General features: G+C 68.8%; 22 protein-coding genes. 13 read left to right on the top strand and 9 right to left on the bottom strand.

Annotated elements, in window-relative coordinates; translation table 11 throughout:
* Positions 1-70 precede the first annotated feature (70 nt).
* Entirely contained in the window at positions 71-799 is a 729-nt protein-coding gene (locus AC1RAD_RS21185) for a glutathione S-transferase (RefSeq protein WP_492737029.1), read from the top strand.
* 11 nt (positions 800-810) lie between these two features.
* Here the strand turns inward: AC1RAD_RS21185 and AC1RAD_RS21180 are convergent, their stop codons facing one another.
* A complete protein-coding gene (locus AC1RAD_RS21180; protein WP_492687265.1) occupies positions 811-1,365 on the bottom strand; it encodes a hypothetical protein in 555 nt (184 codons plus the stop codon).
* A 43-nt stretch (positions 1,366-1,408) separates the two neighbouring features.
* On the opposite strand from AC1RAD_RS21180, the gene AC1RAD_RS21175 reads away from it, so the two are divergent.
* Positions 1,409-2,329, top strand: a complete 921-nt coding sequence (locus AC1RAD_RS21175; protein WP_492737027.1) for a LysR family transcriptional regulator — start codon at positions 1,409-1,411, stop codon at positions 2,327-2,329.
* Complete coding sequence (locus AC1RAD_RS21170; protein WP_492737026.1) at positions 2,326-2,877, top strand: RNA 2'-phosphotransferase; 552 nt, start codon at positions 2,326-2,328, stop codon at positions 2,875-2,877. Before AC1RAD_RS21175 ends, AC1RAD_RS21170 begins: the two co-directional genes overlap by 4 nt.
* Positions 2,878-2,888: 11 nt before the next feature.
* On the opposite strand, the gene rsmI is transcribed toward AC1RAD_RS21170, so the two are convergent.
* On the bottom strand, positions 2,889-3,845 hold the full coding sequence (rsmI, locus tag AC1RAD_RS21165; protein WP_492737024.1) for a 16S rRNA (cytidine(1402)-2'-O)-methyltransferase: 957 nt from the start codon (positions 3,843-3,845) through the stop codon (positions 2,889-2,891).
* Between the two features lie 46 nt (positions 3,846-3,891).
* On the opposite strand from rsmI, the gene AC1RAD_RS21160 reads away from it, so the two are divergent.
* The 3 genes from AC1RAD_RS21160 (at position 3,892) to AC1RAD_RS21150 (ending at position 5,781) form a co-directional block, all read left to right on the top strand.
* A complete protein-coding gene (locus tag AC1RAD_RS21160) occupies positions 3,892-4,263 on the top strand; it encodes a YraN family protein (protein ID WP_139701305.1) in 372 nt (123 codons plus the stop codon).
* Positions 4,264-4,348: 85 nt separating this feature from the next.
* Positions 4,349-4,990 carry an SIS domain-containing protein gene (locus tag AC1RAD_RS21155; RefSeq protein ID WP_062482322.1) on the top strand — a complete coding sequence of 214 codons (642 nt, stop codon included), beginning with the start codon at positions 4,349-4,351 and terminating at the stop codon, positions 4,988-4,990.
* Positions 4,987-5,781, top strand: a complete 795-nt coding sequence (locus AC1RAD_RS21150; protein WP_062482325.1) for a BON domain-containing protein — start codon at positions 4,987-4,989, stop codon at positions 5,779-5,781. Before AC1RAD_RS21155 ends, AC1RAD_RS21150 begins: the two co-directional genes overlap by 4 nt.
* Before the next feature lie 30 nt (positions 5,782-5,811).
* Here the strand turns inward: AC1RAD_RS21150 and AC1RAD_RS21145 are convergent, their stop codons facing one another.
* The 3 genes from AC1RAD_RS21145 to AC1RAD_RS21135 form a co-directional block, all read right to left on the bottom strand.
* Positions 5,812-6,720 carry an NAD(P)-dependent oxidoreductase gene (locus tag AC1RAD_RS21145; protein ID WP_492737022.1) on the bottom strand — a complete coding sequence of 303 codons (909 nt, stop codon included), beginning with the start codon at positions 6,718-6,720 and terminating at the stop codon, positions 5,812-5,814.
* A 66-nt stretch (positions 6,721-6,786) separates the two neighbouring features.
* Positions 6,787-7,923, bottom strand: a complete 1,137-nt coding sequence (locus tag AC1RAD_RS21140; RefSeq protein ID WP_062482331.1) for a PilT/PilU family type 4a pilus ATPase — start codon at positions 7,921-7,923, stop codon at positions 6,787-6,789.
* Positions 7,924-7,952: 29 nt separating this feature from the next.
* Positions 7,953-8,996, bottom strand: coding sequence for a type IV pilus twitching motility protein PilT (locus tag AC1RAD_RS21135; RefSeq protein ID WP_062482334.1), 1,044 nt, complete (start codon positions 8,994-8,996; stop codon positions 7,953-7,955).
* Positions 8,997-9,047: 51 nt separating this feature from the next.
* Between AC1RAD_RS21135 and AC1RAD_RS21130 the strand changes: the two genes are divergently transcribed.
* Positions 9,048-9,749 (top strand): YggS family pyridoxal phosphate-dependent enzyme, encoded by a 702-nt coding sequence (locus tag AC1RAD_RS21130; RefSeq protein ID WP_492737020.1) that lies wholly within the window; start codon positions 9,048-9,050, stop codon positions 9,747-9,749.
* A gap of 7 nt (positions 9,750-9,756) precedes the next feature.
* Here the strand turns inward: AC1RAD_RS21130 and AC1RAD_RS21125 are convergent, their stop codons facing one another.
* Positions 9,757-10,224, bottom strand: a complete 468-nt coding sequence (locus AC1RAD_RS21125; protein WP_062478450.1) for an Lrp/AsnC ligand binding domain-containing protein — start codon at positions 10,222-10,224, stop codon at positions 9,757-9,759.
* 143 nt (positions 10,225-10,367) lie between these two features.
* Positions 10,368-10,823, bottom strand: coding sequence for a hypothetical protein (locus tag AC1RAD_RS21120; protein WP_159274673.1), 456 nt, complete (start codon positions 10,821-10,823; stop codon positions 10,368-10,370).
* A 252-nt stretch (positions 10,824-11,075) separates the two neighbouring features.
* Here AC1RAD_RS21120 and AC1RAD_RS21115 point away from each other — a divergent pair, with 252 nt between their 5' ends.
* Together AC1RAD_RS21115 and AC1RAD_RS21110 are read left to right on the top strand one after the other, a co-directional pair.
* The gene (locus tag AC1RAD_RS21115; RefSeq protein WP_492732633.1) at positions 11,076-12,350 is read left to right on the top strand and encodes a Glu/Leu/Phe/Val family dehydrogenase; all 1,275 of its coding nucleotides are present in this window, start codon (positions 11,076-11,078) and stop codon (positions 12,348-12,350) included.
* A gap of 104 nt (positions 12,351-12,454) precedes the next feature.
* Positions 12,455-13,132, top strand: a complete 678-nt coding sequence (locus AC1RAD_RS21110) for a DUF2242 domain-containing protein (protein WP_070063825.1) — start codon at positions 12,455-12,457, stop codon at positions 13,130-13,132.
* Positions 13,133-13,145: 13 nt separating this feature from the next.
* Here AC1RAD_RS21110 and rocF read toward each other — a convergent pair whose 3' ends face one another.
* Complete coding sequence (gene rocF / locus AC1RAD_RS21105) at positions 13,146-14,075, bottom strand: arginase (protein ID WP_070063826.1); 930 nt, start codon at positions 14,073-14,075, stop codon at positions 13,146-13,148.
* Entirely contained in the window at positions 14,072-16,123 is a 2,052-nt protein-coding gene (locus tag AC1RAD_RS21100; protein WP_492737017.1) for a prolyl oligopeptidase family serine peptidase, read from the bottom strand. The genes rocF and AC1RAD_RS21100 overlap by 4 nt, the downstream gene beginning before the upstream one ends.
* Positions 16,124-16,358: 235 nt before the next feature.
* Here AC1RAD_RS21100 and AC1RAD_RS21095 point away from each other — a divergent pair, with 235 nt between their 5' ends.
* The 4 genes from AC1RAD_RS21095 to AC1RAD_RS21080 all read left to right on the top strand — a co-directional run bounded on the left by AC1RAD_RS21095 (position 16,359) and on the right by AC1RAD_RS21080 (position 19,982).
* Positions 16,359-18,065, top strand: a complete 1,707-nt coding sequence (locus AC1RAD_RS21095; RefSeq protein WP_070063828.1) for a WS/DGAT/MGAT family O-acyltransferase — start codon at positions 16,359-16,361, stop codon at positions 18,063-18,065.
* A 146-nt stretch (positions 18,066-18,211) separates the two neighbouring features.
* Positions 18,212-18,763 carry a hypothetical protein gene (locus AC1RAD_RS21090; protein ID WP_095950081.1) on the top strand — a complete coding sequence of 184 codons (552 nt, stop codon included), beginning with the start codon at positions 18,212-18,214 and terminating at the stop codon, positions 18,761-18,763.
* A 55-nt stretch (positions 18,764-18,818) separates the two neighbouring features.
* On the top strand, positions 18,819-19,316 hold the full coding sequence (locus AC1RAD_RS21085) for a phasin family protein (RefSeq protein ID WP_492737015.1): 498 nt from the start codon (positions 18,819-18,821) through the stop codon (positions 19,314-19,316).
* A gap of 30 nt (positions 19,317-19,346) precedes the next feature.
* Positions 19,347-19,982 (top strand): TetR/AcrR family transcriptional regulator, encoded by a 636-nt coding sequence (locus AC1RAD_RS21080; protein WP_492737013.1) that lies wholly within the window; start codon positions 19,347-19,349, stop codon positions 19,980-19,982.
* The last annotated feature ends 1 nt before the right edge of the window (position 19,983 follow it).

The following is a 19,983-nucleotide window of genomic DNA, read 5'->3' as shown; positions in this document are numbered from 1 at the left end:
CGCCTGATCTGACATCCCTCGCAGCCGGCCGCCGGTTGCAGCACCCCGCCGGCCCTGCCACCATGGCCGCATGGCATACCAACTGCACTACTGGCCCACGATCCAGGGCCGCGGCGAATTCGTGCGGCTCGCACTCGAAGCGGCGGGCGCCGACTACGTCGATGTCGCGCGGCTGCCCGCCTCACAAGGCGGCGGCGAGTCCGCGCTGGGCCGCCGGCTCGGCGACCCCGGCAACCCGCGCGCCGCGTTCGCACCGCCGTTCCTCGTCGACGGCGACATCGTGGTCGGCCAGACCGCCGCGATCCTGCTGTACCTCGGCCCCAAGCTCGGGCTGGCCGGCATCGGCGAATCCGACGGCCTGTGGACGCACCAGCTGCAACTCACCATCGCCGACGCGGTGGCCGAGGCGCACGACACCCACCACCCGATCTCGACCGGCGACTACTACGAAGACCAGCGCGACGCAGCCCTGCAGCGTGCGCGTGCCTTCCGCGAGGCGCGCATCCCGAAATTCCTGAACTGGTTCGAGCAGGTGCTGCAGCGCAACCCTTCGGGCGACCTGCACCTGGTCGGCGACGTGCTGACCTATGCCGACCTGTCGCTGTTCCAGCTGGTGGAAGGCCTGCAGTACGCCTTTCCCAAGGCCGCTGCGCGAGCGCTCGACGCCACGCCCGCGGTCGTGAAGCTGCACGCGAACATCCGGCGACGCCAGCGCGTGCACGACTACCTGCAAAGTCCCCGACGCATCGCGTTCAATGAGGATGGGATCTTTCGGCGCTATGCCGAGCTGGACGGCTGAAGACCGGCGTCTCAGGTGACCAGCGCGGCAGCGTCCTGCCATGCGGGCAGCCGCACCAGGCCCGCGACTGTCACTGGCTTTCGCTGGGGGCCGAACAGATACCGGTGGGGCACGATGCCTTCCAGGTGACGCAGCACGTCGCTGCGGTCGTCGATGAAATGCGTGATGCGCAATTCGCGGCAGTGATCGGCTTTCTGCGGTCGCTGCAGGCAGAAGCGCAGGTTGGCGGGCGCAATGCCCGTGCGTTCGAAAAAGCGGTGATGCCGCAGCCAGGCACGGCTCTTGGCCTGCACGCTCGGGCCGCATTTCGAGACCAGCCAGACGCGTCCCTCGAATCGGTCCACCAGCGGGCCGACTGCATCGAACATGCCTTCATAGGGCGGTGTGCGCAGCGCGTCGTCCAGCGAACCGCCGATGAAGGACGTGTCCGCGCCATCGGCGTCCTCGGGCGCGATCAGCACACGGCCGATGTCGATGCCGAGGCGGGGAAGTGGGTGTGTGTTTTTCATTTCTTGTTCCTTGTGTTCTTGAAGAAGCAGCCGGATCGTAGAAATGAAGGCGTTCACCAGGAACTACTGATATTGAAGGTGTTATCCATAAAATGGATAGATGGATGTACCCCGCACCAACCTCGACGCGCTGCAGTCCTTCGCCGTGTTCGCCGACACGTTGAACTTCAGTGAGTCGGCCCGACTGCTGCACATCAGCCAGCCGGCCTTGCATGCGAAGGTGCGCAAGCTGTCCGAGCAGCTCGATGCAACGCTGTACGTGCGGGTGGGCAGTGCGCTGCAACTCACGCAGACCGGCGAGCAGGTCGCGCGGCATGCGCGGGAGTTGCTGACGTTCAACCGGCGCTTCGTCAAGGGACTGGCCGTGGGGCAGGACACGCCGGTCGTCACGCTGGCGGCCGGCGAGGGCGCGTACCTCTACCTGCTGGGCAAGGCGCTGTCGCAGTTCTCCGGACCGGGCGCATCGCCGCACCTGCAACTGCTCACGCGCAACCGCGACGAAGCGGTCCAGGCGGTGCGGGCCGGGCAGGCGCAGCTGGGCATCGCGCCGCTCGGCACGGTGCCCGCGGACCTGCAGGCGCGGCGCCTGACGTCCGTGGGGCAGGTGCTGGTCGTGCCCCGCACGCACGCGCTGGCCGGGCGCAAGTCGGTGCGCCTGCGGGACCTGAAGGGCGCGCACCTGATCGTGCCGCCCGCCGGCAGGCCGCACCGCGAACTGCTCGGCCGGCTGCTGCAGGCCGAGTCGGTGCCCTGGCAGCCCTCGCTCGAAGCCAACGGCTGGGAGCTGATGCTGCGTTTCACCCAGCTGGGCTTCGGCCTCGCGGTGGTGAACGCCTGCTGCCGCATCCCCCGGGAACTGGTCGCCATTCCATTGCAGGGCTATCCGCCGCTCGAGTACCACGTGTTCCATGCGGCCGACCGTCCGCCCACGCCGCACGAGCAGCGCCTCAAGGACGCACTGCTGGCCCATGCCGACCATTGGCGGGCGGCCCTTCAGTCCTCCGGCCGGAAGGCGCCATGACACCCGAAGACGCGAGCAAGTTCATCGCCTACGTGCTGCGGCATGCGCCGGAATCCGTCGGCCTGCGCCTCGACGCAGAGGGGTGGGCCGGCATCGACGATCTCGTTGCGGGCGCTGTGGCGTCTGGCCGCGACCTGACCCGGCCGGACGTCGTGCGCGTCGTCGATTCGGGGATGAAGAAGCGCTACGAGCTGTCAGGCGACGGGCTGCGCATCCGCGCGCTGCAAGGGCACTCCACGGCGCAGGTCAGCCGCAGCTTCGAGGCGGTGACGCCGCCGGCATTGCTGTTCCACGGCACCGCGACGCGCTTTCTGGCGGCCATCCGCGTGCGGGGTCTGTTGCCGGGTGCGCGGCAGCATGTGCACCTGTCCGCCGACGAGGCCACGGCGGTGCAGGTGGGGCGGCGCCACGGCAAGGCGCTTGTGCTGCGGGTGGACACCGGCCGCATGCATGCGCTCGGCCACGCGTTTCATCTCGCCGAGAACGGGGTCTGGCTGACCGCGTGCGTGCCGCCGGAATTCCTGTCGGAACCCGGGCCCGGCGCGTAGCCGCAGCCGGTCTACTCGCCTTCCGCGCCGTTGCGGATGCGCAGCGCCAGCTCGTACAGCGTGTTGCGCGGCGCACCGCTGATCTCGGCGGCCAGCTTCACGGCCGTCTTCACCGGCAGTTCCGCCAGCAGCAGGCGCAGCACACGTTCGCCTTCCGCGCCGCCGTCGCCGCTCACCGCCACGGGGTGCAGCACCAGCGCGAACTCGCCGCGCGTGCGGTCGCGGTCGGCGCCGAACCAGTCGGGCAGCGCGCTGGCGGCCACGGTGGCGATTTCTTCGAACTGCTTGGTGAGCTCGCGGCCGACGGTGATGCGGCGCTCGCCCAGCACGGCCAGCGCGCGGGCCAGGCTGTCGATGCGGTGCGGCGCTTCCAGCAGCACCACGGCGCGCGGCTCCTGCGCGAGGGCCTGCACGGCGGTGTCGCGCTCGCCGGCCTTGCTCGGCAGGAAGCCCGCGAACACGAAGGCGCTGCTGTTGTGGGCGTGGCTGCTCTCGCCACCGTCGGCCACGAGCCCGGCCGCGCTCACGAGCGTGATGACGCTGCTGGCGCCCGGCAGTGGCAGCACGCGCTGGCCGGCCGCGCGCACGGCGGCGGCCAGGCGCGCGCCGGGGTCGCTCACGCCGGGCGTGCCGGCGTCGCTCACGTAGGCGATGCGCTCGCCCTGCGCGAGCCGCGCGACCACGGCCTGCGCGGCCTCGGCCTCGTTGTGCTGGTGCACCGCGAGCAGTTGGGCGCCGGGGCGGTCGATGCCGTAGGCGCGCAGCAGGCTCTGCGTGTGGCGCGTGTCCTCGCAGGCCACGGCGTCCACCAGCTGCAGCACATGCAGCGCGCGCAGCGTGATGTCGGCCAGGTTGCCGATCGGCGTGGCGACGACGTACAGCGTGCCCTGCGGATAATGCTGCGCGCCCGCGGCGTCGTGCGCGGCCGGCAGGGCCGCGCCGAAGGAAGCAGGGGCGAGTGAAGCCAAGAGGTTTCTCCGTAGGGCAGCGAAAACAAGAACAGGGCAGGGAGCCATGACGACAAGCACCACGACGACGAAGCATCGCGGCGATGCGGCGGAAGACGCCGCGCTCGACCACCTGCGCCAGGCCGGCCTCGTGCCGGTCGCGCGCAATTATCGGACGCCGGGGCGCGGCGGCGGCGAGGTCGACCTGATCATGCGCGATCCGCGCGATGGCACGCTGGTGTTCGTCGAGGTGCGCCAGCGCAGCGCGGGCTCGCACGGCGGCGCGGGCGGCAGCATCACGGCGGGCAAGCAGCGGCGCATCGTGCTGGCCGCGCGGCACTACCTGGGCCGTTTGCGCGCATTGCCGCCATGCCGTTTCGATGTGGTGCTGATCGAGGAGAAAATCACCTGGCTGAAAGCCGCCTTCGACGCCGGCTGACGCACCCGCCAGGGAACTGAAGCCTTGCTGAAGGCTCCACCACTCAAACGTCTTGTTTCACGACCCCCAGTTATCATCGCGCCCCATGCTCGAGCAACGGATTCAGCAGCACTTCATCGACAGTGCCGACCTCAAATACCAGACCGGCCCGGTCCTCAGCAAACCCATCTCTCAAGCGATGCAGGCCCTGCTGGCCTGCGTGACCAGCGGCGGCAAGGTGCTGGCCTGCGGGGCCGGCGTGTCGGGCCTGCTGGCCGCGCAGTTCGCCTCGAACTTCGTGGGCCGCTTCGAACGCGAGCGGCCCGAGCTGGGTGCCATCGCGCTGCCCGGCGACACCACCGACCCGGCGGCCGACAGCCCGCAGGCCGCCGATGCCGACCGCTTCGCGCGCCAGGTGCGCGCGCTTGGGCAGGCCGGCGACGTGCTGCTGGTGCTCAGCGCCAGCGGGCAGTCGTCCGCGGTGCTGGCTGCCGTGCTTTCCGCGCATGAGCGCGACATGACGGTGGTGGCGCTGCTCGGCAACGCCGCCACGGGGCTGGCCACCGCGGCGCCCGGCGTCGGCGGCACCGGCGGCGCCATCGGCCGCGCGCTGCGCGAAACCGATGTACAGATCAGCGTGCCGCACGAGCGTGCGGCGCGCATTCACGAAATCCACCTGCTCGCGCTGCATTGCCTGTGCGACGGCGTGGATGCCCAGTTACTCGGAGAACAGGAAGTTTCCTCATGACCATGACGACCCTGACCAAGGCCTCGACCCAACGTTTCGCCCTGGCGCTCACCCTGGGCGCCGCCCTGGTGGCCGGACTGTCCGCCTGCGTGCCGCTCGTCGTGGGCGGCGCCGCGGTGGTGGGCGTGGGCATGGTGGCGACCGACCGCCGCAGCTCGGGCGCCCAGCTCGACGACCAGGGCATCGAGCTGCGCGCCGCGGCCCGCGTGCGCGACATCGCCAACGACAACATGTACGTGAGCGTCACCAGCTTCAACCGCCAGGTGCTGCTGACCGGCGCCGTCGGCAACGACGCCGACCGCCGTCGCGTCGAGGACGAGGTGAGCCGCGTGGTCAACGTGCGCTCGGTGGTGAACGAGCTCACCATCGGCGCCCCGAGCACCTTCCAGGACCGTTCGAACGACCTGTACATCACCGGCAAGGTGAAGGCCTCGCTGCTCGACGCCAAGGACATCTTCGCCAACTCCTTCAAGGTCGTGACCGAGCGCAGCACGGTCTACCTGATGGGCATCGCCACGCGCCGCGAGACCGACCGCGCCACCGAGATCACGCGCGGCGTGACGGGCGTGGCGAAGGTCGTGCGCGTGGTCGAGGTGGTGAGCGAGGCCGACCTGGCCGCGAGCCAGGCGGCCAACCAGTCCGCCGCGCAGCGCGGCGGCACGGGCCCCGCACCGGTGAGCAATGCGACGCCATCGACGCCGGGTGCTGCCTCGGGTTCGCGTGTGCCGTTGCCGCCGATGGAGCCGCTGCCCGCGCCGGCCGGTGGTGCAACGACCTCGCCGGTCCGCTGAAACCAAAAAGCCCGCTTCCGCGGGCTTTTTTCATTTGAGCCTGATGATCAGGCTCGAGGTGTCCCATCGCCTGCCGCCGGCCTGCTGCACGTCGGCATAGAACTGGTCGACCAGCGCCGTCACCGGCACGCGCGCGCCGTTGCGCTTGGCTTCGTCGAGCACCAGGCCCAGGTCCTTGCGCATCCAGTCGACGGCAAAGCCGTAGTCGAACTTGCCGGCGATCATGGTCTTGCCGCGGTTCTCCATCTGCCAGCTCTGGGCCGCGCCCTTGCTGATGACGCCGAGCACGGCTTCCATGTCCAGGCCGGCGCGCTGGCCGAAGGCGATGGCTTCCGACAGGCCCTGCACCAGCCCCGCGATGGCGATCTGGTTCACCATCTTGGCGAGCTGGCCCGCACCGCTCTCGCCTAGCAGCGTGACCGCGCGGGAGAAGGCCATCGCCACCGGCTTGATGCGCTCGAACACGGCCTCGTCGCCGCCGCACATGACGGTGAGTGCGCCGTTCTGCGCGCCCGCCTGGCCGCCCGACACGGGCGCGTCGATGAAGTGAAGGCCGCGCGCGAGCGCCGCCTTCGACAGCTCGCGCGCCACGTCGGCCGAGGCCGTGGTGTGGTCCACGAGCACGGCGCCGGGCTTCATGCCGGCCAGCGCGCCGTCGTCGCCCAGCACCACCGAGCGCAGGTCGTCGTCGTTGCCGACGCAGCAGAACACGATGTCCGCGCCAGCCGCGGCTTCGCGCGGCGTGGGGGCGTGGCGGCCGGGGGCGCCGAACTCGGCGACCCAGGCCTGCGACTTGGCGGGCGTGCGGTTGTAGACCGTGACCGTGTGGCCGGCCTTGGCCAGGTGCCCGGCCATGGGCCCGCCCATGACGCCGAGGCCGAGAAAGGCCACCGTCTGGGCGGGAACGGATTCGTAGGTGCGGGGGTTGATGCTGCTCATGGCCGACAGCTTAAAGCCAAAGAAAGAAACAAGGCCGGCGCACCGCGGGGCGCCGGCGGGGCGGCCTCAGACGATCGCGAAGTGCTCGGTGCCGGCCGCCAGGTCGGTGCTGCGCGCGCGCTGGCTGTTGAGCTTGATCTGCAGGCGCAGGTCGTTGGCCGAGTCGGCGTTGCGGATCGCCTCTTCGAAGTTGATCGCGTTGCCCTCGAACAGGTCGAACAGCGCCTGGTCGAAGGTCTGCATGCCCAGGTTGCGGCTCTTCTTCATGATCTCCTTGATCTCGCCCACCTCGCCCTTGAAGATCAGGTCGGAGATCAGCGGCGTGTTCAGCAGGATCTCGACCGCCGCCACGCGGCCCTGGCCGTCTTCGGTGGGCACCAGCCGCTGCGACACCAGCGAGCGCAGGTTCAGCGACAGGTCCATCAGCAGCTGCGCACGGCGCTCTTCGGGGAAGAAGTTGATGATGCGGTCCAAGGCCTGGTTGGCGCTGTTGGCGTGCAGCGTGGCCATGCACAGGTGGCCGGTTTCGGCGAAGGCCACGGCGTGCTCCATGGTCTCGCGGTCGCGGATTTCGCCCATGAGGATCACGTCGGGCGCCTGGCGCAGCGTGTTCTTCAGCGCGGCTTCCCAGCTGTCGGTGTCGATGCCCACTTCGCGCTGCGTCACCACGCAGTTCTTGTGCGGGTGCACGAACTCGACCGGGTCTTCCACCGTGACGATGTGGCCGTAGGAGTTCTCGTTGCGCCAGTCGATCATCGCGGCCAGCGTGGTCGACTTGCCCGAGCCCGTGGCGCCCACGAGGATGGTGAGGCCGCGCTTGGTCATCGCCACGTCCTTGAGCACCTGCGGCATGCCCAGCCCGTCGATGGTCGGCAGCTTGGCGGGAATGGTCCGCAGCACCATGCCGACCTTGCCCTGCTGCACGAACGCGTTGACGCGAAAGCGCCCGATGCCCGTCGGAGAGATCGCGAAGTTGCACTCCTTGGTGCGCTCGAACTCGGCCGTCTGGCGGTCGTTCATGATCGAGCGCGTGAGCGCCAGCGTGTGCTGCGCGCCCAGCGCCTGCTGCGAGACCTTGGTGACCTTGCCGTCGACCTTGATGGCCGGCGGGAAATCGGCGGTGATGAACAGGTCGCTGCCGTTGCGGCTCACCATGAGCTTGAGCAGGTCGTTGATGAACTGGCTGGCTTGATCGCGTTCCATGATGTCTGTGCTCCGGGTGGCTGTTCGAATCAGCCGGGGAAGTTTTCTGGGATCTTGGCCTTGCCGCGCGCTTCGGCGGCAGAGATCGTATTGCGGCGCACCAGCTCCGTCAGGTTCTGGTCGAGCGTCTGCATGCCCGAACCCTGGCCGGTCTGGATGGTGGAGTACATCTGCGCGACCTTGGCCTCGCGGATCAGGTTGCGGATGGCCGGCGTGCCCAGCATGATCTCGTGCGCCGCCACGCGGCCCTGGCCGTCCTTGGTCTTGCACAGCGTCTGCGAGATCACGGCTTGCAGCGATTCGGACAGCATCGCGCGGATCATTTCTTTCTCTTCGCCCGGGAACACGTCGATGATCCGGTCGATGGTCTTGGCGGCCGACGAGGTGTGCAATGTGCCGAACACCAGGTGGCCGGTTTCGGCCGCGGTCATCGCGAGGCGGATGGTTTCGAGGTCGCGCAACTCGCCCACCAGGATCGCGTCCGGGTCTTCGCGCAGTGCGGAGCGCAGTGCGTTGGCGAACGACAGCGTCATCGGCCCCACTTCGCGCTGGTTGATCAGGCACTTCTTGGATTCGTGCACGAACTCGATCGGGTCTTCCACCGTGAGGATGTGGCCGTACTCGTTCTCGTTGAGGTAGTTCACCATCGCCGCCAGCGTGGTCGACTTGCCCGAGCCCGTGGGGCCCGTCACCAGCACGAGGCCGCGCGGCTTGAGCGCGAGTTCGCCGAAAATCTTCGGCGCGTTGAGCTGCTCGAGCGTGAGGATCTTCGAGGGAATGGTCCGGAACACCGCGGCCGCGCCGCGCGCCTGGTTGAAGGCGTTCACACGGAAGCGCGCGAGGCCGTCGATCTCGAACGAGAAGTCGACCTCCAGGAACTCTTCGTAGTGCTTGCGGTGCGTGTCGCTCATGATGTCGTACACCATGGCATGCACCGCCTTGTGGTCCAGTGCATCGACGTTGATGCGGCGCACGTCGCCGTTCACGCGGATCATCGGCGGCAGGCCGGCCGACAGGTGCAGGTCGGAGGCTTTGTTCTTGACGCTGAACGCCAGCAGTTGGGTGATGTCCACGGGGCTCCTCAGGCAGGCTTTAGTGACGTTTTGATACGAATTCGGAAGATTATGACGATGATTGGCGACGATCTCCAGCAAGTAAGGGCCCGGATCGACCGGGCCTGTGCGCAGGCCAGGCGCGACCCGGCGGCGGTGCGCCTGCTGGCGGTGTCCAAGACCTTCGGGCCGGAGGCGGTGCGCGAGGCGCACGCGGCCGGCCAGGCGGCCTTCGGCGAGAACTACGTGCAGGAGGGCCTGGACAAGATCGCCGCGCTGGCCGACCTGCGCGCGGGGCTCGAATGGCACTGCATCGGCCCTCTGCAGAGCAACAAGACGCGGCCCGTGGCCGAGCAGTTCGACTGGGTCCACAGCATCGACCGCCTGAAGATCGCAGAGCGCCTGTCGGCCCAGCGCCCGGCCCACCTGCCGCCGCTGCAGGTGTGCCTGCAGGTCAACGTGGACGGCGGCGCGAACAAGTCCGGCGTGCCGCCGGAAGAGGCCTTGGCGCTCGCGCGCGCTGTGGCGGCCTTGCCACAACTGACGCTGCGCGGGCTCATGGCGATCCCCGAACCGGCGGCGGATTTCGCGGCGCAGCGCGAACTGTGCCTGCGTGCGCACGCGGTGTTCGAGGCGATCCGCGCGGCGGGCATCGCGCTGGACACGCTGTCGTTGGGCATGAGTGGCGACCTCGAAGCGGCGGTCAGTGCCGGCAGCACGATGGTGCGGGTCGGTACGGCAATCTTCGGCGGGCGGGCGCGCAAGCCCGCCTAGGGTCGGTTTAGACCCCCAGCGGCAACCGCGCGCTGCTCTTGACCTCTTCCATCACCGCATACGTGCGCGTCTCGCGCACCCCGGGCAACTGCCACAGCACGGTGCCCGCGAATTCGCGGTAGGCGGCCATGTCGGCCATGCGGGTCTTGAGGAGGTAGTCGAAGCCGCCGGCGACCATGTGGCATTCCATGATCTCGTCGCGCACCTGCACGGCGGCCTTGAACTGGTCGAAGACGTTGGCGGTGGTGCGGTCGAGCAGGACCTCGACGAACACGGTGAAGCCGCGCCCCAGCTTGTAGGGGTCGAGGCGGGCCTCGTAGCCCAGGATGAAGCCGTCGCGCGTGAGGCGCTGCACGCGCGCCAGCACGGCGGTGGGGGACAGCGCGACCGCCTCCGCCAGCTTGAGGTTGGTGATGCGGCCGTCTTCCTGAAGGATCTTCAGCAGGCGCAGATCGATGCGGTCCAGATCAAGCATTCGAGGATTATCCGGCGCACACATCGATCGGCTGCAAGAAATGCGGCCTATTTGCCACGGCCATAGGAGATAGAACCAAGGAAATGCCGTTGGACTACCCTTTCGCAGTCATTTGAACTACCGAAAGCCGTGGGTCACCGCATTCAACGCACCGTGGTCGCGCCGGGTGCGGCGGCCTGGCGGCCCGAGAGCTGGTCGACCAGCGCGCCGTAGGCCGGGCCTTCGCGCAGCTTGGTGTACGCAGCCTGGGCTTCGCGGTAGCCGGGGCGCGACGTGTCGGCGCCGGCTTCGCCCGACTGCTGGGCGGCCAGGCCCGAGCGGATCCACAGCTGGGTGTCGGCGGCCACGGCGGCGCGGCTGTTGGCCGACACCACGACCGGCTCCTGGCCCATGTTCTCGTTGTAGCCCTGGGTGGGCGCAGTCTTCAGCCACTGCTGGGCGTCGGCAGTCACGGCGGCGCGCGTCGTCGACGACGCGAAGGGCGCGGGACGCGGGTCGCCTTCGGCGTAGTTGCCGGCAAAGCTCGGCGCGGCGGCCAGGCCCAGCAGGGCGGCGACGGCGGCGGTGTTCAGCAGGCGGGTGGTGGCAGACAGCTTCATGTTCGTTCACTCCTTGAGGTGGTTGCTTGGTTGGTGAGAACGACTGTACGAAGCGCATCCACGCGACCGATAACGTCTGGATGACGGTTTTGTCATGTGCGTATCCACCTGCATCGGGGCGCGCCGAGAGGGGCCGCAAGGGGCCTTCCAACTTCTCTTGCATAACCGCCATCGCGGCATGCATAAGCCATGGCGCGCGGCCCGCAGTCGGAATATCGTTGCGCCCATCCATTCCAACCAAGGGAATCTTCCATGAACGAGAAACTCTCCTTCGTCAATCCGACGGCCAACAGCCCCTGGGGCACCTACCTGTCGCAGGTCGATCGCGTCGTGCCGTACCTCGGCCCGCTGGCACGCTGGGTCGAAACCCTCAAGCGCCCCAAGCGCGCGCTGATCGTCGACGTGCCGATCGAGATGGACAACGGCACCATCGCCCACTTCGAGGGCTACCGCGTGCAGCACAACATGAGCCGCGGCCCGGGCAAGGGCGGCGTGCGCTTCCACCCCGACGTCACGCTGGAAGAAGTGATGGCGCTGTCGGCCTGGATGACCATCAAGACCGCGGCCGTGAACCTGCCGTACGGCGGTGCCAAGGGCGGCATCCGCGTCGACCCGAAGAAGCTGTCGCTGCAAGAGCTGGAGAAGGTCACGCGCCGCTACACCAGCGAGATCGGCATCATCATCGGCCCGCACACCGACATCCCCGCGCCCGACGTGAACACCAACGCGCAGATCATGGCGTGGATGATGGACACCTACTCCATGAACGTCGGCGGCACCGCCACCGGCGTGGTCACCGGCAAGCCGCTGCACCTGGGCGGCTCGCTGGGCCGCGTGAAGGCCACCGGCCGCGGCGTGTTCGTCACCGGCCGTGAAGCGGCCCGCCGCCTGGGCATGGACCTGCGCGGCGCGCGCATCGCGGTGCAGGGCTTCGGCAACGTGGGCTCGGTCGCGGCCGAACTCTTCGTCGAGGCAGGCGCCAAGATCGTCGCGGTGCAGGACCACACCGGCACCATCGTGAACACCAATGGCCTGGACCTGGCCCAGCTGGTGCCCATCTCGCGCACCGACGGCGTGGTCGGCTTCAAGGCCGGCGGCGACATCGTGCCGAACGAAGACTTCTGGGACGTGGCCTGCGACATCCTGATCCCGGCCGCCCTCGAAGGCCAGCTCACGGCCGAGCGCGCCAAGAAGACCACCGCCAAGCTGGTGCTCGAAGGCGCCAACGGCCCGACGGTGCCCGAGGCCGACGACATCCTGGCCGAGCGCGGCGTGCTGGTCGTGCCCGACGTGATCTGCAACGCCGGCGGCGTGACGGTCTCGTACTTCGAATGGGTGCAGGACTTCTCGTCCTTCTTCTGGGACGAGGACGAGATCAACGTGCGCCTCGATCGCATCATGATGAACGCGCTCAACCAGATCTGGGACACGGCCGACAAGCACAAGATCCCGCTGCGCACCGCCACCTACGCGGTGGCCTGCGAGCGCATCCTGATGGCGCGCCAGGAACGCGGTCTGTACCCCTGACGCGATCTCCGGGGCTTGCAGGGCCTTTCGGGAACCCCCGGCCTGCCGGGGGCTCGAAGCGAAGCCGCCGGTTGGTTAGCATCCGGTGTCCTTCCCGCCCTGCCATGCCCCCCACCTCTTCTGCTGCTTTCTTCTCTTCGCCGGCTCGCGTGCCGGCGTTTCTGTTCCCGGGCCTGCTGTCGGCCTTGTTGCTGGCCGGCTGCGGCAGCTTCGGCACGGGCCAGGCCTACGAGCCCGAAGACTTCGACTCCACCACCACCCACACGCGCAACTACGCCGCCAGCGAGGCGCAGACCTGCGAAGCGGCGCGCCGCGCGCTGCTGAGCCAGGGCTACATGGTCACGGCGGCCAACGCCGACCTGGTGACCGCGCGCAAGAGCTTCCAGCCCGCGGCTGAGACGCACGTCGAGGTCGAGTTCCGCGTGGTCTGCGCGCGCGAAGGGGGCGCCGGCAGCGCCTCGGCCGGCCGCAGCACCGTGGCCTTCGCGACCGCGCTGCAGGACCGCTACGGCCTGAAGAAGGGCAGCAACTCGGCCAGCCTGGGCGTGGGCGCCATCGGCTCGCTCTCGCTGCCCTTCGGCGGCAGCAACGAGGCGATGGTCAAGGTGGCGAGCCAGACGCTCACCGACGAACGTTTCTACGACCGCTTCTTCACGCTGGTCGAGCGCTTCCTGCAGGGCGGCGGCCCCGACATGCCGGCCGATGCTGAAGACGCGCCGAAGCCCGCCACGCGCCCCGCCGCCACCACCTTCCCGGTGGCGCCTTCGCCCAACCGCGGCTGAGCAGGCCGGGCGCTCAGCGCACCAGCGTCGACTTGCCGAACAGGCTCTCGATCAGCTCCACCGCCACCTCGGCCGTCTGGTTGCGCACGTCGAGCGCGGGGTTGAGCTCCACCACGTCGACCGAGCCGAGCCGGCCGGTGTCGGCGATCATTTCCATGCACAACTGCATCTCGCGGTAGGTCGGCCCGCCGCGCACGCCCGTGCCCACGCCGGGCGCGTCGGCCGGGTCGAGGCAATCGAGGTCGAAGCTCACGTGCAGGTGGGTGTCTTCGTCCACATCTTGAAGCGCCTCGGTCATGGTGGTGCGCATGCCGTTCTCGTCGATGTGGCGCATGTCGAACACGTGCAGGCCGAGCGTGCGGATCGCTTCCTTCTCGTCGGCGTCGACGCTGCGGATGCCGATGAAGCGGATGGCGTCGTGCGCCAGCGCCGCGGGCTCGCCGCTCCAGCCCGTGAGGTCCGCCGGGCCGTGGCCCAACAGGCACGACACCGGCATGCCGTGCAGGTTGCCGCTGGGGCTCGTGGTCTCGGTGTTGACGTCGGAATGCGCGTCCAGCCACAGCACGCGCAGCTTCTTGCCGCGCTTGCGTGCGTGCCAGGCCACCGCGCTGATCGAGCCGATCGCCAGGCAGTGGTCGCCGCCCAGCATCACCGGCACGTGGCCGGCGCCCAGCGCGGTGTCGACGGCGGCGTAGACCGAGCGGTTCCACGCGATCACCTCGGTGAGGTGGCGCAGCCCGTTGGCCGGCGGTGCCCATGGCGTGGCCGGGCCCGCAAGGTTGCCGCGGTCGAGCACCGTGAAGCCCTGGCCCGCCAGCGCCTCGGCCAGGCCGGCCACGCGCAGCGCGTCGGGGCCCATGCCCGCGCCGCGCACGCTGGCGCCGATGTCGGTCGGCGCGCCGATCAGTTCGAGGGTGGTTGTCCCGGTGCTGCTGCTGTTCATGTCGGTCTCCCGATGTGGTGCCAGAGGTAGGCGTAGCCGAGCGCATCCATGAAGGCGGACGCCTTGTTGTCCGCGGCGGCGCTGTGGCCGCCTTCCATGTTCTCGTAGAAGCTGCTGTCGTGCCCCTGCGCGAGCAGCTTCGCGTGCATCTTGCGCGCATGCACCGGCCCCACGCGGTCGTCGCGCGTGGAGGTGGTGAAAAGCGCGGGCGGGTAGGGCGCGTCGGCCCGGGCGTTCTCGTAGGGCGAGAAGGTCCGGATGAATTCCCATTCGTCGGGCAGTTCCGGGTCGCCGTACTCCGCGATCCACGAGGCGCCGGCCGACAGCTGCGTGTAGCGCTTCATGTCGAGCAGCGCCACCTCGCTCACGATGGCGCCGTACAGCTGCGGGTACAGCGTGAGCATGTTGCCCATGAGCAGGCCGCCGTTGCTGCCGCCCATGGCGCCCAGGTGCGCGGGCGAGGTGATGCCGCGCGCGAACAGGTCCTGCGACACGGCCGCGAAATCCTCGCAGGTGCGCAGGCGGTTCTCCTGCAGCGCGGCCTGGTGCCAGCGCGGGCCGTACTCGCCGCCGCCGCGGATGTTCGCCACCACGTACACGCCGCCGCGTTCGAGCCAGGCCCGGCCGATGCCGCCGCTGTAGCTCGGCTCCAGCGAAATCTCGAAGCCGCCGTAGGCGTACTGCAGCGTGGGGTTCGTGCCGTCGGCCACGAGGTCTTTGGCGGCGATCTCGAAGTAGGGCACGCGCGTGCCGTCCGCCGAGGTCGCGAAATGCTGGCTCACGCGAAAGCGCGAGGCGTCGAAGAAGCCGGGGCTGTGCTTCAGCGGCTGCGGCTCGCCCTGGCCGAGGGTGCCGATGTACAGCGTGGTCGGCTGCAGGAAGCCGCTCACGGTCAGGAAGTAGTCGTCGCTCTCGGTCTCGTCGATGCCGCCGGCCGCCACGCACGACAGCGCGGGCGCGCCGCCCAGGCTGTCGCGGGCCCAGTCGCCCCGGCCGTCCGCCGGCGGCGTGAGCACCTCGAGCCGGTTCACCACGTCGTGCATCACGTTGAGGATGAGGTGGTGGCGCGTCCACGAGTAGTCGTCCAGCGCGGTGGTGTCGTCGGGCTCGAACAGCAGCGTGAGCTCGCGCGCGCCGGCCATGTAGTCGTCGAAGCGCGCGGCCAGCAGCGAGCCGGCGGTGTAGGTGCGGCCGGCCACGCTCCAGTCTTCGCGCGGCTCGATCAGCAGCCACTCGCGCGTGACGCCGGTGTTGGCGTCGTCGGGCACGTCGATCTTGGCGAGCGTGCCGTCGGGGGCGCGCAGCCAGGTCTCGCTGTCGTAGAAGTCGATCTGGCGCGAGACGAAGTCGCGTTCGAAGCCGGGCGTGTGGTCGCTCCAGGCGCTCACCGACATGTCTTCGTGCGCGCCTTCGTACACGGTGACCGCCTCGGCCAGCGGCGTGCCGCGTTGCCACTCTTTCACCAGGCGCGGGTAGCTCGAGCTGGTCATGGAGCCGGGGCCGAAATCGGTGCCCACGTACAGGTGGTCGATGTCTTTCCAGGTGACGTGGTTCTTCGCCTCGGGCAGCGCGAAGCCGCCTTCGACGAAGGCCAGGTTCACCAGGTCGAACTCGCGCACCACGTCGGCATCGGCGCCGCCGCGCGAGAGCGAAATGAGGCAGCGCTCGTAGGCCGGCTCCAGGCAGTCGGCGCCGTGCCAGACCCAGTTCTCGCCGTCCTGCGCGGCCAGCGCGTCGAGGTCGAGCACGGTCTCCCACGCGGGTTCGGGCGTGCGGTATTCGGCGAGCGTGGTGCGGCGCCACAGGCCCTTGGGGTGCGCCTTGTCGCGCCAGAAGTTGTAGTACAGCGCTCCGATCTTGCTGACCATCGGAATGCGCGCGTCCGAGTCGAGCACCTCGAGCAGGCCCTGCTCGATCGACTGGAAGGCCGGCGACTGCGCATAGGTGTGAACGGCGCTTGCATTCTGCTGGCGAGCCCAGTCCAGAGCGGCTTCGCCGTCGATGTCTTCGAGCCAGAGATGGGGGTCGTCGTTGTGCGCAGAGGTCATGCGGCACAGTGTACGAAGCCCCCGTGAATGCGGCGGCCTGTGAGCAGTTGTTGCTGCATTCGAGGCGCGTCGATTTTTTCATTACAAGTGGATGCGCGCCCCGGCCATCCTTGGGGCAAACCCCTGTCCCGGGCGTGCCTTCCCCCGGTGGAAACACTGAAGAAGCGAAGGCCCACGAACGCGATGCCCACGGTATCCTGCCGGACGGCGCATGCCCCAACGAGGAGAACCACACATGAAACACCTGAGCGGTCTTGATGCCACCTTCCTGCACCTGGAAACCCCCGAGATGCCGATGCACGTGGGTTCGCTCAACGTGCTGGACCTGCCCAAGGGCTACAAGGGCGACTTCTACGAAGACGCCAAGGCCTTCATGGCCAGCCGCATCCACCTGGCCGACGTGTTCACGCGCAAGCTCGCGCTGATGCCCTTCGACATGACCAATCCGGTGTGGGTCGAGGACGACGACATCGACCTCGACTACCACGTGCGCCACATCACGCTGCCCAAGCCGGGCACCAACCGCCAGCTGCAGCAGTACGTGGCACGGCTGCACTCCACGCTGATGGACCGCAGCCGGCCGATGTGGGAGTTCTTCATCATCGACGGCCTCAAGAGCGGCCAGGTGGCGCTGTACACCAAGGTGCACCACGCGGGCATCGACGGACAGGCCGGCGTCGAGCTGGGCAAGGCCATCTTCGACCTCGAGGCCACCGGCCGCGTGATCAAGCCGCCGCGTGCGCGCCCGCGCAGCAACGGCTACCAGCTGGGCATGGCCGAACTCGCCACGGCGGCGCTGCGCAACACGGCACAGCAGTACGTGAAGCTCTTCAAGATGGCGCCGGCCATCGCGCGCGCCATCGGCGGCCTGGCCCAGCCCGACGAGAAGGCGGCCGACAAGGCGGCCGCCACCGCGCCGAAGAAGTTCAACCTCTTCGCGCCGCGCACCTCGCTGAACGTGTCGATCACCAACCAGCGCACCTTCGCCGGGCGCACCATCTCGCTGGCCGAGACCAAGTACATCGCCAAGCACTTCGGCGTGTCGCTCAACGACGTGGTGCTGGCCACCGTGGCCGGCGCGCTGCGCCACTACCTGGCCGACAACAACGAGCTGCCGGCCAAGCCGCTGGTGGCCGGCGTGCCCGTGAGCCTGCGCGAGGCCGGCGACCAGACGGCCAACAACCAGGCCAGCATGATCCTCGTGAGCCTGGCCACCGACATCACCGATCCGCTGCAGCGGCTGAAGGCGATCAACGCCTCGTCGAATTCCTCGAAGTCGACGATGAACCGCTTCAAGGCCGTGATCTTGGACGACTTCCCGACCTTCGCCGCGCCCTGGCTGGTGTCGGGCATCGCGTCGATGGTGGGGCGCTCGGGCATCGTCAACCTGCTGCCGCCGGCGGCCAACGTGGCCGTCTCGAACGTGGCGGGCGCGCCGTTCCCGATGTACTTCGCGGGGGCGCTGGTCACCTGCTACTACCCGGTGTCGATCGCCAGCCACGGCACCGCGCTCAACGTCACCGTGCAAAGCTACAACGGCCGCATGGACTACGGCCTGATCGCCTGCCGCCGCGCCGTGCCCGACATCACCGAGATCGGCGACTACCTGCTGGCCGAGCACAAGCTGCTGATGGAGCTGACGCAGAAGCACCCGGCCGTCTCCGGCGCGCCGGCCACACCGCCCAAGCCCGTGGCCGCCCCCGCCCCTGAAGCGGACGAAGAGGCCCAGGCCGCTGCGCCGGCCCGCAAGCCGGCCGCGCGCAAGAAGGCGCCGGTGAAGGCCGTCGCCGCCAAGAAGACGGCGCAGAAGGCCCCTGCCAAGGCCGCACCGGTCAAGGCGGCGGCGAAGAAAGCCCCTGCGAAGAAGGCGGCGGCAAAGAAGGCCGCGCCCCGGCCCGCGGCCCGCAAGGCCGCCGCATCGCCGCGCGCCGCTGCGGCATGATCGACGGGGCCGGCCCGGCCTGGGCAAAAAATTGGGGCAGTTGGACTAGTTTTCCGACCGTTCTAGTTTTCCAGGCCTAGGCCCTGCGGAAGATGATTGGCCCATCGCGATTCCCCGCGAGCCATTCAACTTCAAGGAAATCTCACATGTCCACGCAAACCAACATCGCTTCCGCCGCCATCCACGTCGTCGGCCAGTACAACGACGCCGGCAAGACCCTGGTCGGCGCCTACCGCACCGGCGTGCAACGCCTGCTGGGCGGTGCTGCTTCGCGCTACAGCGAGTTCCTGGGCAACCGCCAGATCCCGCTGGTGAGCGAGCAGATCAAGGCCAACCTGATCGGCGCGCAAGAGAAGGTGCATGGCTTCCTGGCCAACCGCCTGGACATCGACACCAGCCGCATCGTGAACGTGATGGACCGCGTCGCCGCCGGCACCACCAGCGGCATCGAAACCGTCGCCAACCGCGTCGCCCAGATCGAATCGCCCGCTGCCACCACCGTGCTGAACGCCCTGTCGGCCGTGAACCAGCCTTTCGCCACCGTGTCGGTGCAAATCGCTGACCGCATCGTCGCCGGCACCAAGCAGATCGAAGCCCGTGTGAGCGGCACCGAAGAAGCCGCCCCCGTGCGCACCGTGAAGGCCAAGGTCGCTGCGGCCAAGAAGCCGGTTCGCCGCGCTGCCCGCAAGGCGGCCTGATCCCGGGGCGCTGACCGCGCCCTTTTCATTTCTACCGCCCCTGGAGCACCACCGCATGGCGACCCGTCCCGATGACACTGCAAAGTTGAAGAAGAGGGCGGCGCCTGCCAAGAAGGCTCCGGCGGCCAAGAAGAAGGCCGCGCCCCGCAAGGCGGCGCCGGCTGCGAAAGCACCGCCCGCAGACACTGCGGTCGGCACCAACAAGGCCGAAGCGCTGCTGCGCGCCGGCCTCAAGGCGCTGGACAACGTGCGCAACGATGTCGCCAAGCGCCAGGCCAACGTGATCGAAGGCCTGCTCGGCATCGGGCACGGCAAGGCCGACGTGGCCGGTGCCAAGGCGGCGCTGACGCGCGGCTTTCCCAGCCTGGACACCTTCGGCATCCGCAAGTTCGAGGACGTGTTCGACCAGCGTGTCGCCACCGCCCTGCAGCGCCTGGGCATGCCCAGCGCCGACGAGGTACAGGCCCTGCGCGACGAGGTGGCGCAGTTGCGCGAACGCCTCGCGAAACTCGAGAAACCGTCCAGTTCAAGTGGCTCCGGCGGCAAGCGCTGAGCGGCACACAACGCACGCAACACGCCGCTTGTGGCCAGCTCCAACACCACGCGCGATCGCATCCTGCAGACCAGCCTTGCGCTGTTCAACGCGGAAGGTCTTCCGGCCGTGTCCACGCACAAGATCGCGGCCGAGCTCGGCATGAGCCCGGGCAACCTGCATTACCACTTCAAGGCCAAGCAGCTGATCGTCGAATGGCTGTTCCGGCGCTTCGAGCAGCGGCTCGAGGTGCTCAACGGCTCGTCGGCGTCCATTGCCGCCATCGACGACCTGTGGCTGGCGCTGCACCTGCGCTTCGAGGCCATCGACGAGTACCGCTTCATCTACCGCGACATGGCCTTCCTGGCCAGCGAGTACCCGGCCCTGGGGCAGCGCGCCCAGGCCATGACCGCGCAGAACCTGCTGGCGGCCCAGACGCTGTGCGAAGGGCTGGTGGCTTCGGGCGTGATCGAGACCAGCGCCGAGCAGGCGCGCATCCTCGCGCTGCAGATGGTCTTCACCACCACCTGCTGGCTCTCGTTCGAGCGGCTCGTGCCGGGGCGCGACGCGCTGGCGCAGGCCGACCCCGGTTTGGCGGCTTTCTACACACTCACGCTGGTTTCTCCGTATGTTCCCAGCGAATCGAGGGCTTATCTTGATTACCTGAGGGGCAAATACCTCGGATAAA

The organism is Variovorax sp. GW823-FHT04B03 (assembly GCF_058796495.1).
Note: the sequence above shows the minus strand (reverse complement) of the source record. Positions and strands in the feature narration are given on the sequence as shown.

Coding starts and splice junctions, on each gene's coding strand:
- AC1RAD_RS21185 (WP_492737029.1), top strand. CDS start 71: ATGGCATACCAACTGCACTACTGGCCCACGATCCAGGGCCGCGGCGAA.
- AC1RAD_RS21175 (WP_492737027.1), top strand. CDS start 1,409: ATGGATGTACCCCGCACCAACCTCGACGCGCTGCAGTCCTTCGCCGTG.
- AC1RAD_RS21170 (WP_492737026.1), top strand. CDS start 2,326: ATGACACCCGAAGACGCGAGCAAGTTCATCGCCTACGTGCTGCGGCAT.
- AC1RAD_RS21160 (WP_139701305.1), top strand. CDS start 3,892: ATGACGACAAGCACCACGACGACGAAGCATCGCGGCGATGCGGCGGAA.
- AC1RAD_RS21155 (WP_062482322.1), top strand. CDS start 4,349: ATGCTCGAGCAACGGATTCAGCAGCACTTCATCGACAGTGCCGACCTC.
- AC1RAD_RS21150 (WP_062482325.1), top strand. CDS start 4,987: ATGACCATGACGACCCTGACCAAGGCCTCGACCCAACGTTTCGCCCTG.
- AC1RAD_RS21145 (WP_492737022.1), bottom strand. CDS start 6,720: ATGAGCAGCATCAACCCCCGCACCTACGAATCCGTTCCCGCCCAGACG.
- AC1RAD_RS21140 (WP_062482331.1), bottom strand. CDS start 7,923: ATGGAACGCGATCAAGCCAGCCAGTTCATCAACGACCTGCTCAAGCTC.
- AC1RAD_RS21130 (WP_492737020.1), top strand. CDS start 9,048: ATGACGATGATTGGCGACGATCTCCAGCAAGTAAGGGCCCGGATCGAC.
- AC1RAD_RS21125 (WP_062478450.1), bottom strand. CDS start 10,224: ATGCTTGATCTGGACCGCATCGATCTGCGCCTGCTGAAGATCCTTCAG.
- AC1RAD_RS21120 (WP_159274673.1), bottom strand. CDS start 10,823: ATGAAGCTGTCTGCCACCACCCGCCTGCTGAACACCGCCGCCGTCGCC.
- AC1RAD_RS21115 (WP_492732633.1), top strand. CDS start 11,076: ATGAACGAGAAACTCTCCTTCGTCAATCCGACGGCCAACAGCCCCTGG.
- AC1RAD_RS21110 (WP_070063825.1), top strand. CDS start 12,455: ATGCCCCCCACCTCTTCTGCTGCTTTCTTCTCTTCGCCGGCTCGCGTG.
- rocF (WP_070063826.1), bottom strand. CDS start 14,075: ATGAACAGCAGCAGCACCGGGACAACCACCCTCGAACTGATCGGCGCG.
- AC1RAD_RS21100 (WP_492737017.1), bottom strand. CDS start 16,123: ATGACCTCTGCGCACAACGACGACCCCCATCTCTGGCTCGAAGACATC.
- AC1RAD_RS21095 (WP_070063828.1), top strand. CDS start 16,359: ATGAAACACCTGAGCGGTCTTGATGCCACCTTCCTGCACCTGGAAACC.
- AC1RAD_RS21090 (WP_095950081.1), top strand. CDS start 18,212: ATGTCCACGCAAACCAACATCGCTTCCGCCGCCATCCACGTCGTCGGC.
- AC1RAD_RS21085 (WP_492737015.1), top strand. CDS start 18,819: ATGGCGACCCGTCCCGATGACACTGCAAAGTTGAAGAAGAGGGCGGCG.